The following is a 15,245-nucleotide window of genomic DNA, read 5'->3' as shown; positions in this document are numbered from 1 at the left end:
CCGCTGCCGTCACAAAGCAGTTATCCAGCTGCACCATTTTGTTGTTGCCCGGCATGTGCGCCCTGCCCTTGAGCTTGAACTGCATCGGCACCAGGTTGTTCTCACCGCGCACCGAAGCGTTGGCGTCGGCCCCTTCAATGATGATGGCATCAGAGAACGTACCGGTCGGCACCCAGAACGAGGCGTCTTTGGTTTTTGGCTCAAACTGCGAATAATCGAACGTCTGGTTGTCGATCTGCCCGGTCTGCACCGGCGCGGGCGCAAACGAGTATTCCGTGCGCGGCGGCGTGTAGCCCGCGCCCTGCTGCGCCCCCTGCTGCGCGCCCTGTTGTGCCTGCTGACCGGCAGGCGCCTGCTTTTGCTGGTTCTGCTGATTTTTCAGCTGTTCCATCAGGTCGCTCACGTTCTGCTGCAGCGATTTGTTGTTGTTCATCACATCCGACATCTGGTCTTTCAGTGATTTGAAGTCTTTCTGCATAGCGGAAAGCTGCTCGCGCGCCTCCTTCTCGCGGTTCTGCGCGGTGACCAGCAGCGAGCCCTGTGCGGAACCGTCAAAGGCATTCACCACGCCCCCGCCGGTCAGGTCCGGCTCGGCGGTGGCCCTGTCCGGTTTTTCCTCTTTACCACCGGTGTGCCCGGCCGCGCCCCGGTTAGCCAGATAGAGCCCGCCGATGATCACAGCAGCGGCGGCCAGAATGATGCCAAACAGCCGGCGCTGCTTGCTGCGGACCAGCGTATTAAGGTTCATCCGGGCCTCCTTTCGTGCGGAACACGGTGATCACCGAGACCTTTGCCCCCGGCTCCAGCACGTCGAGCTGCGGATGAAACGCCACTGCCATGACGCCCGGGCTCCAGAAGTAGCGTTCGCTCAGACGAATACGCTGTGAGGAAAGGCTGGTAATGTCGGTGCGCACGATGCGCACCCGGTCGCCCTGCCACGCGGTGACCGGACGCAGCGAAAAGGCGCTTTCCACCGCTCCGCTCACCGGTACGTCGGTGTTTTTACTGAACACGTAGCCTGCCGGCTTCCGGTTGGTGATGAAGCGCCCGACCAGCCCGCTGATGAGCGCGCTGTAGGTGTCCTGCTTCTGTTCATACTCCCGCGCCTCTTCCGTACCCTTCACGTCGCGGTTATCCACCGTCAGGCTTAAGCCCGCACGTTTGCCCGGCGTCGCCTGTACCGAGAAGGCAAAACCGGACGCGGTCTGCACGAACATGGTGAACGGCTTGTCGGTCACGGTAGAGAACACAATCGCGCCTTCCGGCGTGGGTGATTTGGCGCTCAGCACCCCCTGCGCCGCCTGCACGCTGAGGATACGGTCGTCATTAACGCGCAGGTAGTTCGGGTTGGTATTGCTCACGGCCGCGTTCACGCGGGCGCCGGGATTAAGCGTCAGCTGTTCGGCGTGGGCGCCGAAGACGGTCAGCAGCGCCACGGCGCTGATTAGCAGGGATTTACGCATCAGGAACCTCCAGGAAAGCGCTCCAGCAGAGACGGTTGTTGCGGGTGTCAGTGCGCAGGCGGTAGTGCTTCTTCACCGGCTTACCGTCATGCAGCCCATAGCTCAGCTGCAGATCGCCGGTAACATCCACGATGCCCCTGTCCGGCCAGACGCTGACGTCTTTGGGATAGAACACCGAGCCGCCGCTGTTGCCTTTCACGCGTGAGGCTTCATCAGCCAGCACACCTTTGAGTGATTTCTCCGCGCCGTCGCAGGCACCTGCCAGCAGCATTTCGTGGCTGGCTTCTGCATTTTTGTCGGAGATATTGAGGCGCAGGTTCAGCCACGCCAGCGCCATCAGGCGCAGGTAGCGGGCATCGCCGCGCTCGCCGGTAAAGCTGAACGGCGTGTCTGCGCCGTAAGGAACGATGATGGTCTGACGGTTATTGAGAAGCTGATTCATCAGCGCGCGGTTATCACTGTAAAGGCGCCAGCAGAGTATGAGCGCGAGGATTGCGATAACGAGCAGCACCAGAATAGCCACGGCCATATTGCGGTTTCCCGCCGAACGCAGCTTTAATTCCATGTTGTCTCCGGAGGGGGTCAGGCGACCCAGTGCCGTTTGTAGCTGTCTGGCAGGATGCTGATAAAGAAGCGCATCACTGAGGTGGGCAGGCACCAGTACGCAAGGTTGAGAAGATACTGAGAACCGCGGCCTTTCTTGAGATGACGAATTCCAACCACGGCGGCCAAGAGCGTGGGGCCGAAAATCCACATGTTGAGGAAAACTGCCAGCAGTGCCAGCGGCACATACAGGCAGAACTCATCAGGTGGCAGCCCCACGAAGCGCCTTTGCTCGGAAAACGTAGCCGCATAGGTATACCGGTCACGTTTTTCCATAAGCAGTCGTTAAGAAGGGATCACGTTAAAGGCGACGTTAACGAAAACCAGCAGCGCAGCGATGCTACCGAACAGCGCCAGGTTTTTGGTTTTGATGTAGGTGAACGCGATGAATGCAATTTCCAGAATATAAAGGATGTAAACAACCGCTGAATTACTACCGAAGGTATCGTTAACATCAGTTTTGGCCCCGGCGAAGTAGTCTACGGCGTGGGCGGGCATGGCAGAAACAGCCAGGAGCGCCAGTGCAGAGAACAACGCAGTCTTGTTCACTTTTTTCCACGCTACCGCCCCTGCCTTGCGGCAGTAATTTACACACGAAGAGAGAGTGCCCTTCATAGGATTTTTCCTCAGTTAGAGATATAATGATGAGTTGGTTAAACTATCTTTTGTCGCTGTCGGTATTACCTTAAGTCAAATTACTGTTGTGCCGGTTACGCCTCCTTTACATATCTGTGGTATCGCAGCAGAAACTTACGTTTTCCTGACGGGTTGACGTTTTTTTACGCTTCCGGATCGCATACTTCAATTTAAGTTATTGATCTTACTGATCAATTTCATTTATCGTGATGGTGAGAATTTTCGCTTGTCTCACTAACTGGCTGAATGGAAAAGAAAAATTATGGCTGACACTGCCGACCTGGTTGTTCTTGTCGCCGATCCGGCGGGCTTTGCGGCTGAATTTCTTAGGATAAATCATGAGGTACCCTTAACTGTCCTGCTTAATGAAGCCCTGTTTCATTACAGGCGCGACCCCGGCTGGTTTGAAGTCATCGTCAGAGACAACCGCTACTATGCCTGCCAGCTCGTCACGATCCCCCTGCTCGTATTTATTAAAAAACGCGTTCCCGCCAGGCAACTACAGGCAGCTGCGGAACGAACGCTCGCGCAACTGAGCATATATTCAGATACCGCTGATCCGGATGCCTGGATAATGATAAATGCGAATTTTTTCTCCCCCCTTCCCCGTCCCTGCGTAAACCTCTGGCAGGCACGTAAATTAAAGAACAGCCTGGAAAAGGCTATATTTACCGATCCGGGTGAATACGCCGGACCGGAAAAAAAGCCTGCACTGCCGGCGGTAAAAAATACCGCGGAGGCTGCTGATGAAAATGTACCCACGACGCAGAGAAAAAGAAAAAACGGCCCCGACGCGGAGAAAGTCATGGCGCGCGTTATGCTTGGCTGGCGCGTCAGGGATATATGTGAAGAACAAAACTGCTCTGAAGCCTACGTTTATAACCTGATTAAAAAACGCAAGGGAAAATCCGCGATGGATTACCGCTGGAAGCAGTGGGAACTGATTTCAGCCATGTATCATGCTGAACCAAAGATGACGCTGGAAGAAATTGAAAAGGCCTGCGGGGTAACGCGGGCGGGAATTTATCATGCAATAAGAAAAATAGCAGAGCGTGATGGAAAAGAAATTACGCCCCGTGAGAGAGAAAAAAAACTGACACCGGAAGACGTCGAGACGATAAAACAAAAATTAAGCCAGGGCATGCTCAGGAAAGATATTCTTTCCGAATACCGTATTTCGGCAGAAACGCTCATCAGATACATAGGTACACGCGATGAGCACAGGGTAATATCCGGTGACCTCAAAGAGGTTGCGGTGCGACTGCGGATTCAGGGTAAAACGCTCCAGCAGACTGCCGATATTCTCGGTGTGAACCTTGACTGGGTAAAAAAAGCGTGGAGAGAAAAAAAGGATTCGCCTGTTATTAAAGAAAAACGCGTCAAGTATGATAATCGCAATGTGCTCTCAAAACGCGACCGCGATCAGGCTGTGAATGCTGTTCTGCGTGACGGACATACACGCAAGCAGATTTACACGCAGTACGGGATTAATGCACTCACGCTGCGGCGTTATATCAGAGATGCACAAAAAAGAGAGACAGAAGCATTAAAAAAAGAGGAAAAAGATTCAGACCAGCATAATGAAAAGTAAAGAGTTTTGCCTGACGCAATACAGAAAGCATCAGGCACCTGTTAATTATTTAAAATATTCCTGCAGTTTCCCCGCCACGCGCTCATTGACAGCTTTTAACCACTCAGGCTCAAGGAGCATTTCGTTTTTAATAACTTTAGCAGGATCGACGGTTTCCTTCTGAATGCCAAAAATGGCGTCAGTTATAAAACCGCTGACCAGAACGTTCTTGGCGATAAATTCCAGCTTCTGATCCAGCGTCTTTTCTGAAGTGTCCTTGCTGATTTTATTTTCATAAACGCGAAGTCCCAGCTTAAACATCTCCATGATAAAAGCTGACCGGTTCGCCGTTTCGCGTGACTCTCCGTCTTCAAGCTTCTTTTCAACGTGTGCATCAACCTTTTCTATAAGTGAAAAGGGAACGGTAAGATTAACGCGATTACTTTTAGGTGTATTGTGCTCTGACATATTTTTTGCCTCATAACCTGATATTAGAGTGAACCGTAACCGGATGACCGGGCGACCGATTGTTCATGCTGCATGAGAAAATAAACTCAACGCATCCACTTTTCAAGTAACCACAAAGTAACAACAAAGGGCTTTAACAGTGCCTGCACAGACACTCCTAAGTTAAAATATTAGTAAGTCATTGTTTTTAATTAGAGTACTTTGCAGTTACTTTCAAGGAACTATTGAAGCACTATAAAGTTTCTTTGAAGAGATTACGTTATGGGCTAAAATTTCTACGATTTACAACTAACTCGCTGATATTAAAGAATTAAAATCGCAAAAATAAATTTGCGAGTGGTGTGTAAAATCCCACTTCTTATGATATTATTGAGTTAATAAGCACCCCCGAACTTTTCAAATCAGGAGCCGCTATGCGTTTATTTATACACGCTGCAGCCCTGCTGGCGACAGGCATTTTCTCAGCCAGCGTGAATGCGGACTGTTTTATTAAAGCCGGTGAATGGTATTCCATTGATCCGGACTACCTGCGTGCTATCGCCTGGCAGGAATCCCGCTACAATCCTGCCGCCATAAATACGAACAAAACCAAAGACGGAAAGCCCGGCAGCAGCGATTACGGCATCATGCAGATTAATTCGGTGACCATGCGCGGATTACAGAAAGAATATCCCGGCCTCAGTAAAGAAAAGCTCCTCAGCGATCCGTGCCTGAATATTTTCATCGGTGCCATGCTGCTGCGCCGTAACTTCAATCAGTACGGCACAACGTGGCTGGCAGTGGGAATGTATAATGCGGGAATGAAAAATATTCCGGTGACGATCAAGAACCGGTATAACTATGCGATGATTATCGACGCACATTATAAGGCCATCAAGGCGGGTAAAATCCCACGTACGGCAATCAACGGATGAATGATTAAAATCCTTATTACGGACTGCATTACTTTTTTTCTTCTGTGCCTGTGCTGGTTTAAATCCGTCAATGCAGTCTGCGCACAGAATTAACCGTTCCCGGTTCAATGCCGGGTACGGTTAACATGGGTAACGCCCCTGATGTTTTACCGCGCCGTGCAGGAAGAGTTTGCACCGGTTTTTATTTATTTGTCACCGGTTCAATACCGGTGACGGATAACAGGCCCCAAAAAAATGGAGCCATCCGGCCCCGTGCTGTTTATGCTTTCATTTCAGAAAGTATTCTGTTTATTTCACCGTGAACGCCCTGACTGTGCCAGAAGCAATCCCGGCCGATCCGGTACAGCTCGCCCGATTTAAATCGGGCCAGCGTAATTTTCTCACCCTCCAGGCTGCTGCCATATTTTTTAGCGATGGTATCCACCGCTTTTTGTTTCATGGCATCGGAATAATTTCTGTCGGTAAAGATGTAACCCACACCGCCGAAAATACGGTTAAATGGAGACGCACTGGAAACAGCCATATCCTGCATGGGATCGAAATAGCTGTCTTTATACTTATCAGTTACAGATTTAACTTCCTCCTCCGTAGGTCCGTCTGTCCAGATAACGCTTACGCTGTCATAACTGCGCTTGCGAACGGAAAATTTAATGCCCGGAAACTTCGCCTTAAGTTCCCTGCGTATATTTGACGTGACCTGTACCGCGCCGTTTTTATCCTGCGAAAGCGAAGCATATTCTGGTGCCGTTTTCAGACGCTGACATTCCGCTTCATATTTGCGGGCTTCTTCCTCCCGCGCCTGCTTTTTACGGCGTTCTTCTGCCTCTGCCTGTTTTACGATGCGCGTCGTTTCTTTACCGCTTTTTATTTCCGGAAATATGCTCCACTGCCTGCCATGAAGAATACTTTCAGGCAGCGCGCGCGATATTCCGCCGCTCTCGAATGCAATGTCAAATGTCGCATTCCCGCCGTACGAAACGCATCCCGAAAGTGAACCCACTGACGCCGGTTTCTGCTCGCCGTGGATCGCAAAAATCACACCCCGTCCGCGATTGTAAAGAACTGTGCTGACAACCTGCCCCACAACCAGAGACTGCGCATTCTGTATTTTCATATCAGTTTCCCTTAATGCTGATGAAAGAGAGGCGCGACCCGTTTTCTTCCGGGCCGCAGGACATTTTCAGAACGGGATATCGTTTAAGGTGGTATCAGCGGCACCGGCAGTTACCTGAATGTCTTGCGCAGGATTCAGGGCGCTTTCCAGTGAGATGATGCCGCGTGCGACGTCGCTGGCCTGGTAATAATCAAGCCCTGCATCACACGCTGCATGAAACCTGTCGAAAAACTTTTTCGCCTCTTCCGCCATTACTGAGGAGGAGCGCCGTATATACTCCCGGCAGGCGTCCTGCCATGAGGCAGTGCGGTAATAAATTTGTCCCCGGCTGGCAATGATGTAACGTTCCGCAGAGATGTCGCCCACGTCGTACAGCGCCGTCATGCCCCTGCCCGAACTCGCCAGGCGCGGCAGCGTGGTATTTCCGGCAGCCATCAGCGCTGCTACATCCGCTTCATCGAGCAACAGCACATCTGCGCCATAACTGCCGTTTCGCGTCGGATAGTGCTTTCCCTTTGCAGGCGTGGCGTTTTCATTCCCTGCGTCAGTGTTATGCCAGCGGGTGCGCAGATCGTTCGCGCTGACGCAGATTTTCTGGCCTTTAACCCATGTTTTGGAAGATTCTGAAGCGGCGGTGTTGACGTTCTGTGTGTTCATGCTGGTTCTCCTCTCAGGTGGTTAATCATGTTTCGGTGAGTTCCTCGCGGCAGAGGGCAAGTAAGCGGCGTCAGGCGGGCAGTGCAGGGGCGCCGCAGGCGTGCATTTCACCCTTGCGCTGAACGAATGACGTTGCTACGACCAGCCCTCCGCGGGGAACCATCCGGAACATGAAGGCACCGTTCGTGAGGACAGCATGAACACACCCGGACGTCTCCGACGGCCGGTCCTTACAGGTTGCCGCGCAGCGGTAACCTGCAGAAGCGCCAGCGTCAGCTGGCTGCAGGGGTTGACCTGGCCCTTGCCATCAGACCCTAGCCGGCAGGCCCGAAACGCCGCTTCTGGCGGTTCGGCGAAGCTTACCGGCCCTGCCGGTTAGCGCAGTGGGGCTGACGACCCGGCAACGCCGGGGAGCCGGAGGTGGCCATCACGACGTTGACTTTTTTGACCTTCAGTCAGTGAAAAACAGAAAAGCAGCTGCAGCACAGCAGGCTTATCAGCAGAAGACTTAACAGCAGCAGTAAGCAGAGAGAGAAGACCATGAGACAGCACCCCGGAGAGAGAAAGCGCAGGCGAAGGGAGAGAGGCGGTGCGTCAGCACCGTCTTTACCCGGCCCGCAGGGCCGCCCGCCGTTCAGCCGCCGGAGAATGCAGCTGCAGGGCCATAAACGGCCCCGCCCTTGTTGCGTTACATTTCCTCCAGCTCTGCCTGATAGTGCATTTCTGCCATGCTGACCAGCGATGCAAATGTTACCTCTCCGCCCGTTATGCCTTCCTGCCCACACAGGTGCATCAGGTTGGCTATCAGATCCTGAACGGCGGTATATGCATCATCTCCCCGGCCATCAAGCCCGGTTCGCCTGGCAAAGACCCACAACGCTTCAGCCGCGACCGTTGCCCGATCCGTGTTGCCCCAGATAAGCGCCGGACTTTCTGTGCCTTCAGCCATTGCGGCAATCTCTTTTATGGTGCTCATGGTTACCGGCTCGTGGTTATCGTTCTGTTCAGGGTTTACTGTTGTGGTATCTGTCGGTAAAGTTGACTGTGTAGACACATTGATCTCCTGTTTTGTGGTCAGTGTTTCTCTGATGCCCCGGCTTCGTCGTGGATACCAGGGGCGGAATCTGGCAGGGTTAACCCCTGCCTTTTTTCTGTCCGTTACTCCGGCTTGTATGCCATGAGGGTGATCACGCGCACCCCCGTACCGGCAAACATATTCTCCAGCGGCTCTGACCAGCTGCACTCCCAGCCCGGCAACACCCCTTTTTTATCGGTTCCCGCTGGCAGTATGGCCCCCAGGCGGCCGCCCTCTTTTACCAGCGCAGCGGCTGCGTTCAGATGCGCCACGGCGCGGCCTTCGCTGTAGGGTGGATTCATCACCACGACGTCAAAGCGCTGGCGGGTTTCCTGCGTCCACTGCATAAAGTCGCCTTCAATCACGGTGTGCCCTTTGGCCTCTAATACACGGCAGTGCAGCGGCGAGATTTCCACGCAGGTGGTTTGCGTCTGCGGCATCAAGTCGGCCAGTCCGCCCATACCCGCGCTTGGCTCCAGGCAGGTTTCACCCTCCTGAATGTTCACTTCGTCAAGCAGCTGCGTGGCAAGCGCCTGGGTTGTCGGGTAAAACTGGTGCGTTTTCTGATCCGGCAGCGCGCCGCTCAGCTGAATATCCTGGATGGCCGTGCCCGGGTCGTAGTCGAATTCAAACCAGGTAAACGCGTTTCTGGCCATCTTCACGCCGCCAATACTTATCAGCACGTTTTCAGCCTCCGCGCGCACGGCCTTATCAAAGTCCATCAGGTTTTTAAAGCGGCGGTTATTCGGATTCGTGGTCACCGGCTGGCGCGGCTCTTCCCAGCGGCTACGCTGCTGCGGTTCTGTACGCTCGATCTCCAGCTCGCTGAGTTCGCTCAGCACGCTGAACGGCAGCAGATTCGACGTCAGGTTAAAGGTCTTCGACTTTGTGCGCGGCTTCTGACGATGCTCCGCCGGGATCGCCGCCGGATACAAAAACGCCAGAATGTCATTGAGACGCCAGGCCATATCGGGATGAATTTCAAGGTGGGCTGTGCCTTTCAGAAAGGCTTTCACGCGCAGCGCCCCCCCGTCGAGCGTCAGCCATTCCCCGGCACGCTTGCGGGCAATCTGCAGGATTTTATCTGTAGTGCGGTAACTGGTGGCATCGCGGCCCATGAATTTAGCGATCACCTGGCGCAGGTCATCAATGTAGCCGGTGCGTTCGTAGTTGTTGCCGCCCCACTCATCGTACACGCGCGCCATGATCATGCGCTTGCCAAAGCCCTCCGGGCGGTTGGTGACGTGTTCCCCGGACAGGTTGCGGAAAATGCCGTCAATGCGCTCAGCAAAAAACTTTTCACGCGAGAACAGCAGCTCAGACAGCGTGGCGCGTACCGTTTTTTCCTCAAAATCCGGCGCGGCCATTTCGCGGATCTGCTCATTCCACTCGTTGCGGCGGTCGTTGGGCATGTACTGGTAAACGTCCGTCAGGTCTAACGCCTCCTGCCAGAATGCTGAATTCAGGGACGCGACTGCGCCCGGCACGCTGAACATCTCGCCCACGGTCCGCCCGTAATAGCCCCGGCGACTGCTCAGATTGCCGCTGATAAAATGCGCCACCGCAGGCGCGTTTTCACCGCTGGTCACCATGCTGGCGATGGCTTCAATTTTCGCCCGGGTGTGCTGATAGCGTCCCAGCAGGGAATCAACCAGATCCGACTTTACCGGCGCAAAGAAGCTGTCGCCCAGCAGCTCCCCCGCTCCGCGATGATCGCCCCGGCCGTTAAAAAGAGATGATTCTTCAGATTCTGAAGCCGTGGTGTTGACGTTCTGCTGTGACATGTTGTTTCTCCCGTGTGGTTGCATGTGATGTTTCTCCGAGTTCCTCGCCGTGAGGGCAGAACGGGCGACCGGGCATCAGGCTGAACGCAGGGGGAAACGGCAAAGCCGCAGCCCGCAGGGACCGGGTGCAGCCGTTTAGCTGGGCGCCCCTTGCGTGAAGACGCCCGGGTGCCAGGTTTCTGCACGGCGAAGGGATTCGGGAAACGAAACAGAACGCGGAAGATGAACAGGGCACAGCCCCGGAACGGCACACCACGGTGCCGGGCCGGTCCTTACAGATTGCCGCGCAGCGGCAGCCTGCAGAAGCGCCGGCGCCAGCTGGCTGCAGGGGTTGACCTGGCCGTTGCCATCAGACCCAAGCCGGCAGGCCCGGAACGCTTGCGGTCCGGCGGAGCTTACCGGCGCCAGCCGGTTAGCGCAGTAGGGCTGACGACCCGGCTATGCCGGGGAGCCGAAGGTGGGCATATTTTTTGTGCGATCATCAGCTAATAGCCAAAGAAAGCCGGGTGCTTGAATCACGTATACAGCACCCCTTATAAAGCAACATGCGATAACTGATTGGTGAATTTTTTAATAACTTAAATTTTTTCATTACCACAATTAACCCAAGCATAGAAAAATCAGCGTAGTTATAATATTAATTCACTCATACTAATGTTAGCCAGGAAGCCCCTATGCTTGATTATATTTCACAACTACCACTACCCGAAGAACAAATACCCCAAGGCCTAAAGGATTTATTACTTCCTGAAAATAATACTAATTCTCAGAAAGAAGTGATCGTAACGCACAGGTATGAAAAAAATAAATATCAGAAAAATTATGAACATGCTCAAATGCTTATGGCTGTAGTGCCAGAGGAAGACATTGCAAACCTGACTGTGCTACCTGAATCAACCGACTGCGTTGTAGCCTATTCAAGACCTTACTGCACGCAAAAGGGCGGAGTCCGGGGGCAAAAAAACTCGATTTCAGGTTTTGGATATATTGTAGCTTCATGGGGTGATGGCTCTCATTATTCTTTTTTCTTGGCTGAAGATGTCTGGATGAAGCTTGGATTGACCCCCAGACTAACAGGTGACATTGAACAAAGAGTTATATTTGACGATGCATCCAAACCGATTTTTGGAGTTGTGAAAGGTGATGTCTCATGTAAATTTTTTTTTGAAAGCAGTAAAGACATAGTCTGGACAATGCAAAATGATTATCTTCGTAAATATTTATGGATGAAAAATTGTGTTGGTGTAAAGGTATTTCACTATGAAGCGTACATTAATCGGAGTTCAGAGGTAAAAGATCTTTTATCAGGTTCAAACACCTATCAATTCAATCGTCCCTGGATTGATTTAGAAATAACGGATCATACTGACCATGTTATACTTCAAGCATGGGGAACTATCCAGTCTGTTAATCCGGAACGTTGTGATAAATTAGATATAAATACATTGATTTGGCCAGGCCATGCATCCCCAATGACAAGGTCTCGGGCCCGTGATATAAGATTAAATGAATATGTTTTTGTTGACGATAGTTTCCTTACAAAATACGAAGAAGATGCCTCTTATGATGCCGTTCCATTTCTCCACGGTAATCATTATCATGTAAACCCAAGTTATGGCGGGCAATGGTCATTTAGAGACTGTATTAGGGTTGGCCGCAATTTAGTTAAAATGCCTTTTTATGAGCTTTACCGAGCGGTTCCTGATAAAGAAGTTGCTCATGTGTTTGATTATGCCATTGACCCAAGCCTTATTGATGATGACTTATTAAAAAGTGAACATATCGTCTCCAAAACTTTCAGGTTTGCCAATGAACTTTTTGAACTTAATAAAAACCTGGTTCTTTTAGGTGATATATTAGACATACCACTCTCAAACGCAGATATTTTTTAATATAACCATGATGAATTTCAAGATGAAGGAATAAAAAATTACCCTGTTTTGCAAAAACTTTGTTATGTAGCCCCAAAAAACATGCAAGAGTATGGTTTTCTTGCTCGTTGCAAAACAATAAATGAAATTTTAAATAAAATAAAATCGGGCTCTTTGAAGAGGTTATGCCTTGCTATGGGCGTCGACAAAAAGTCTATTGCGCAACTGCAAACCCTAAAACTTTTACAGGGAATACTAACTCTTTGTGAAGCAATTGCTGATCAGAATGAAGACCCTTCAGAACTTAAACATGCTAATTTATTTGCAGATTTTAATGCACGAAACATCAAGGTCGCCCCATTATTTATAAATAATGATTTAAGGAATGCAGAAGCACATGAGGCAGTGGGCAAGTCAATTCAGCATTTAACTAATTTAGGATTTGAAAGCGCCACTTTGGCGTCAGGTTACAACCATGCGTTAGATTTCATATTTGATAAAGTAACTGAAAGTTTAAGTTATATAAACTTCATTTTAAACAAAGTTTTACGCTAGTTATTGCAGCTATAGTTTAGTTTGCCAATCGCGCTATCCTGGCTTCGCTATTAGATACTTTAACAATTGAATATTGTCCACTTTTCTCGCTCAGGACACTTTATGTCATTTGCAGAAGTTGATTTTGCCGTTGCCATCAGACCCTAGCCGGCAGGCCCGAAACGCCGCTTCCGGCGGTTCGGCGAAGCTTACCGGCGCCAGTCGGTTAGCGCAGTGGGGCTGACGACCCGGCAACGCCGGGGAGCCGAAGGTGGCTATCAAGATGTTGCTGTTTTTGCACTTCAGGGAAAGGGAGATGACAACGCAGCTGCAGCACAGCAGAAGCCTTAACAGCAGGAAGCAGAGAAAAAAGACCATGAGACAGCGCCCCGGAGAGAGAAAGCGCAGGCGAAGGGAGAGAGACGGTGCGTCAGCACCGTCTTTATCCGGCCCGCAGGGTCGCCCGCCGTTCAGCCGCCGGTGAATGCAGCTGCAGGGCCATAAACGGCCCCGCCCTTGTTGCGTTACATTTCCTCCAGCTCTGCCTGATAGTGCTTTTCTGCTATGCTGACCAGCGATGCAAATGTTACCTCCCCGCCCGTTATACCTGCCTGCCCGCATACGTGCATCAGGTTGGCTGTCGGCTTTCGCTTATCAGAACAAAAAACCGGTGCCGCTGATCGAGTAAAAACTCCCGTGCCTGCCCGCTTATTCCCGGTCGTGCGGCTTCGGCGGTATAGCGGTTGTAGGTGATGCATTCCGCGTCGGTCATAACGTGGCCGGTGTACGTCACGTACCCTGCCTGCAGAGGTTTTTTCAGCGCGGCTGCCAGACGTTCCTGTGTGTTCATCGCTTTCTCCTGTTTCCCCTGCAGCGTGCTGCAGGGGAATGAATCATTAACCTTTCAGGCGGGAAAACTGCCAGTGACAAAACGGGCTGTATTCATCTGCTTTCGGCAGGCTGGCCTGCGCATATTTTTTCAGTCCCTCATGTTCTGACCAGAACAATTCCAGCGCCGCCACGTTAAGCAGTCCCGCTGACTTGTAGACATTGGTGGTCTGATATTCGCAGAGTTCCACATACTCTTCGTCGCCGATGGGGTTTGCTGAATGCACGACACGGGTTTCATAGGTTTCCGGTGCCGCGCCAGCTTTGGGTGCAAATACGGCAACGGTAATCAGGAGTTTTTCATGCGGGTTAATCAGCATAAGCTCTGTTGTGGATCGGTAATTCCCCGTATCAAATGAAGCCTCATCCCGTGTAAACGTCGCCGCCGCCAGGTAATCCAGATGCATATTAAAATCGCAGCGCAGCCCCACGGTGTTCACGTTGAAATGCGGATAGTCGACGTAAAAGAGATTGCGACGAATGGCGCGACGTATAGCCTCATAGCTGACGTTTTCTGCGGGTTTTGTCGTTGAAAATGATGATTCTTTAGATTCTGAAGCCGTGGTGTTGACGTTCTGCTGTGACATGTTGTTTCTCCCGTGTGGTTTCATGTGATGTTTCTCCGAGTTCCTCGCCGTGAGGGCAGAACGGGCGACCGGGCATCAGGCTGAACGCAGGGGGAAACGGCAAAGCCGCAGCCCGCAGGGACCGGGTGCAGCCGTTTAGCTGTGCGACCCTTGCGTGAGGACGCCCGGGTGCCAGGTTTCTGCACGGCGAAGGGATTCGGGAAACGAAACAGAACGCGGAAGATGAACAGGGCACAGCCCCGGAACGGCACACCACGGTGCCGGGCCGGTCCTTACAGGTTGCCGCGCAGCGGCGGCCTGCAGAAGCGCCGGCGCCAGCTGGCTGCAGGGGTTGACCCGGCCGTTGCCATCAGACCCAAGCCGGCAGGCCCGGAACGCCACGCGGTCCGGCGGAGCTTACCGGCACAGCCGGTTAGCGCAGTGTGGCTGACGACCCGGCAACGCCGGGGAGCCGGAGGTGGCCACAGAATTTTTGAACTTAATGTCCGCTATGTGCCAGAAGCGGACGTTGACAACCCTCTGCTCTGTTACTAGAGGCGGGCATGGAATTTGCCCGCCAGGTTTTCATTGCCAACGGAGTGATGAAAAAACAGCATTAGATTGATCCTTCTTTTTCAATAACAAGAACGCGAGCTACGCCTTGTGGATGAGCGACATGCTCTGTTCCTTCACTTGCATGAAAAATATCGCCGGTACGCATTATCTTACTTTTAACTTCACCCTCTTCTTTGTAACGCATTTCAACACAGCCATCCATCACAGCAAAAACCTCTTGCCCGTCATTGATATGCCACTTGTAAGGTTGATCGGTCCAGTGAAGTTTTACGCTGACGCCCTGGAAGTTAGCAATGTGTTGAGACTCCCAAGCTTTTGAGCCTGTAAAATCCTTGCTGCAATAAAAATTCATGTTTTCTCCTAAAAATCATTAATCAAACATTATTTAAAAGCTTAAATGGCTTTGTTGAATAAATCGAACTTTTGCTGAGTTGAAGGATCAGATCACGCATCCTCCCGACAACACAGACCATTCCGTGGCAAAGCAAAAGTTCAGAATCACCAACTGGTCCACCTACAACAAAGC

Annotated in this window: 16 protein-coding genes and 1 pseudogene; 4 read left to right on the top strand and 13 right to left on the bottom strand. The window is 51.8% G+C overall.

Features of this window, described 5'->3' with window-relative positions; all coding sequences use genetic code 11:
• From P3C52_RS20290 to P3C52_RS20270, 5 genes and pseudogenes are all read right to left on the bottom strand, one after another.
• Positions 1–748 (bottom strand): annotated as a pseudogene (locus P3C52_RS20290) (hypothetical protein); the annotation flags it as partial.
• Entirely contained in the window at positions 738–1,463 is a 726-nt protein-coding gene (locus P3C52_RS20285) for a type-F conjugative transfer system secretin TraK (RefSeq protein ID WP_249894786.1), read from the bottom strand. The gene P3C52_RS20285 and the pseudogene P3C52_RS20290, both read right to left, overlap by 11 nt.
• Positions 1,456–2,028, bottom strand: coding sequence for a TraE/TraK family type IV conjugative transfer system protein (locus tag P3C52_RS20280; RefSeq protein WP_249894787.1), 573 nt, complete (start codon positions 2,026–2,028; stop codon positions 1,456–1,458). The genes P3C52_RS20285 and P3C52_RS20280 overlap by 8 nt, the downstream gene beginning before the upstream one ends.
• Positions 2,029–2,045: 17 nt before the next feature.
• Positions 2,046–2,342 (bottom strand): type IV conjugative transfer system protein TraL, encoded by a 297-nt coding sequence (gene traL / locus P3C52_RS20275; protein ID WP_249894788.1) that lies wholly within the window; start codon positions 2,340–2,342, stop codon positions 2,046–2,048.
• A gap of 9 nt (positions 2,343–2,351) precedes the next feature.
• Complete coding sequence (locus P3C52_RS20270; RefSeq protein WP_275556674.1) at positions 2,352–2,681, bottom strand: type IV conjugative transfer system pilin TraA; 330 nt, start codon at positions 2,679–2,681, stop codon at positions 2,352–2,354.
• Between the two features lie 283 nt (positions 2,682–2,964).
• Here P3C52_RS20270 and P3C52_RS20265 point away from each other — a divergent pair, with 283 nt between their 5' ends.
• Entirely contained in the window at positions 2,965–4,293 is a 1,329-nt protein-coding gene (locus P3C52_RS20265) for a hypothetical protein (RefSeq protein WP_275556673.1), read from the top strand.
• A gap of 45 nt (positions 4,294–4,338) precedes the next feature.
• Here the strand turns inward: P3C52_RS20265 and P3C52_RS20260 are convergent, their stop codons facing one another.
• The gene (locus P3C52_RS20260; RefSeq protein WP_275556672.1) at positions 4,339–4,740 is read right to left on the bottom strand and encodes a relaxosome protein TraM; all 402 of its coding nucleotides are present in this window, start codon (positions 4,738–4,740) and stop codon (positions 4,339–4,341) included.
• A gap of 413 nt (positions 4,741–5,153) precedes the next feature.
• Here P3C52_RS20260 and P3C52_RS20255 point away from each other — a divergent pair, with 413 nt between their 5' ends.
• Positions 5,154–5,654, top strand: coding sequence for a lytic transglycosylase domain-containing protein (locus P3C52_RS20255; RefSeq protein WP_193405551.1), 501 nt, complete (start codon positions 5,154–5,156; stop codon positions 5,652–5,654).
• Positions 5,655–5,913: 259 nt separating this feature from the next.
• Here the strand turns inward: P3C52_RS20255 and P3C52_RS20250 are convergent, their stop codons facing one another.
• The 4 genes from P3C52_RS20250 to P3C52_RS20235 form a co-directional block, all read right to left on the bottom strand.
• On the bottom strand, positions 5,914–6,768 hold the full coding sequence (locus P3C52_RS20250; RefSeq protein ID WP_275556671.1) for an LPD29 domain-containing protein: 855 nt from the start codon (positions 6,766–6,768) through the stop codon (positions 5,914–5,916).
• Between the two features lie 66 nt (positions 6,769–6,834).
• On the bottom strand, positions 6,835–7,425 hold the full coding sequence (locus P3C52_RS20245; RefSeq protein WP_275556670.1) for a hypothetical protein: 591 nt from the start codon (positions 7,423–7,425) through the stop codon (positions 6,835–6,837).
• 688 nt (positions 7,426–8,113) lie between these two features.
• Entirely contained in the window at positions 8,114–8,479 is a 366-nt protein-coding gene (locus P3C52_RS20240) for a hypothetical protein (RefSeq protein WP_275556669.1), read from the bottom strand.
• Between the two features lie 104 nt (positions 8,480–8,583).
• Positions 8,584–10,284 carry a DUF4942 domain-containing protein gene (locus P3C52_RS20235; RefSeq protein WP_275556668.1) on the bottom strand — a complete coding sequence of 567 codons (1,701 nt, stop codon included), beginning with the start codon at positions 10,282–10,284 and terminating at the stop codon, positions 8,584–8,586.
• Positions 10,285–10,958: 674 nt separating this feature from the next.
• On the opposite strand from P3C52_RS20235, the gene P3C52_RS20230 reads away from it, so the two are divergent.
• Entirely contained in the window at positions 10,959–12,176 is a 1,218-nt protein-coding gene (locus P3C52_RS20230) for a hypothetical protein (RefSeq protein WP_275556667.1), read from the top strand.
• Positions 12,177–12,257: 81 nt separating this feature from the next.
• On the top strand, positions 12,258–12,710 hold the full coding sequence (locus P3C52_RS20225) for a hypothetical protein (RefSeq protein ID WP_275556666.1): 453 nt from the start codon (positions 12,258–12,260) through the stop codon (positions 12,708–12,710).
• Between the two features lie 607 nt (positions 12,711–13,317).
• Here P3C52_RS20225 and P3C52_RS20220 read toward each other — a convergent pair.
• The 3 genes from P3C52_RS20220 to P3C52_RS20210 all read right to left on the bottom strand — a co-directional run bounded on the left by P3C52_RS20220 (position 13,318) and on the right by P3C52_RS20210 (position 15,071).
• Complete coding sequence (locus P3C52_RS20220; protein ID WP_275556665.1) at positions 13,318–13,539, bottom strand: hypothetical protein; 222 nt, start codon at positions 13,537–13,539, stop codon at positions 13,318–13,320.
• Positions 13,540–13,585: 46 nt separating this feature from the next.
• Positions 13,586–14,164, bottom strand: a complete 579-nt coding sequence (locus P3C52_RS20215) for a hypothetical protein (protein WP_275556664.1) — start codon at positions 14,162–14,164, stop codon at positions 13,586–13,588.
• Positions 14,165–14,759: 595 nt separating this feature from the next.
• Positions 14,760–15,071, bottom strand: coding sequence for a cupin (locus P3C52_RS20210; RefSeq protein ID WP_275556663.1), 312 nt, complete (start codon positions 15,069–15,071; stop codon positions 14,760–14,762).
• Between the last annotated feature and the right edge of the window lie 174 nt (positions 15,072–15,245).

Origin of the sequence: Mixta sp. Marseille-Q2659 (assembly GCF_940807255.1) — a bacterium.
Taxonomy (GTDB): Bacteria; Pseudomonadota; Gammaproteobacteria; order Enterobacterales; family Enterobacteriaceae; genus Mixta.
Note: the sequence above shows the minus strand (reverse complement) of the source record. Positions and strands in the feature narration are given on the sequence as shown.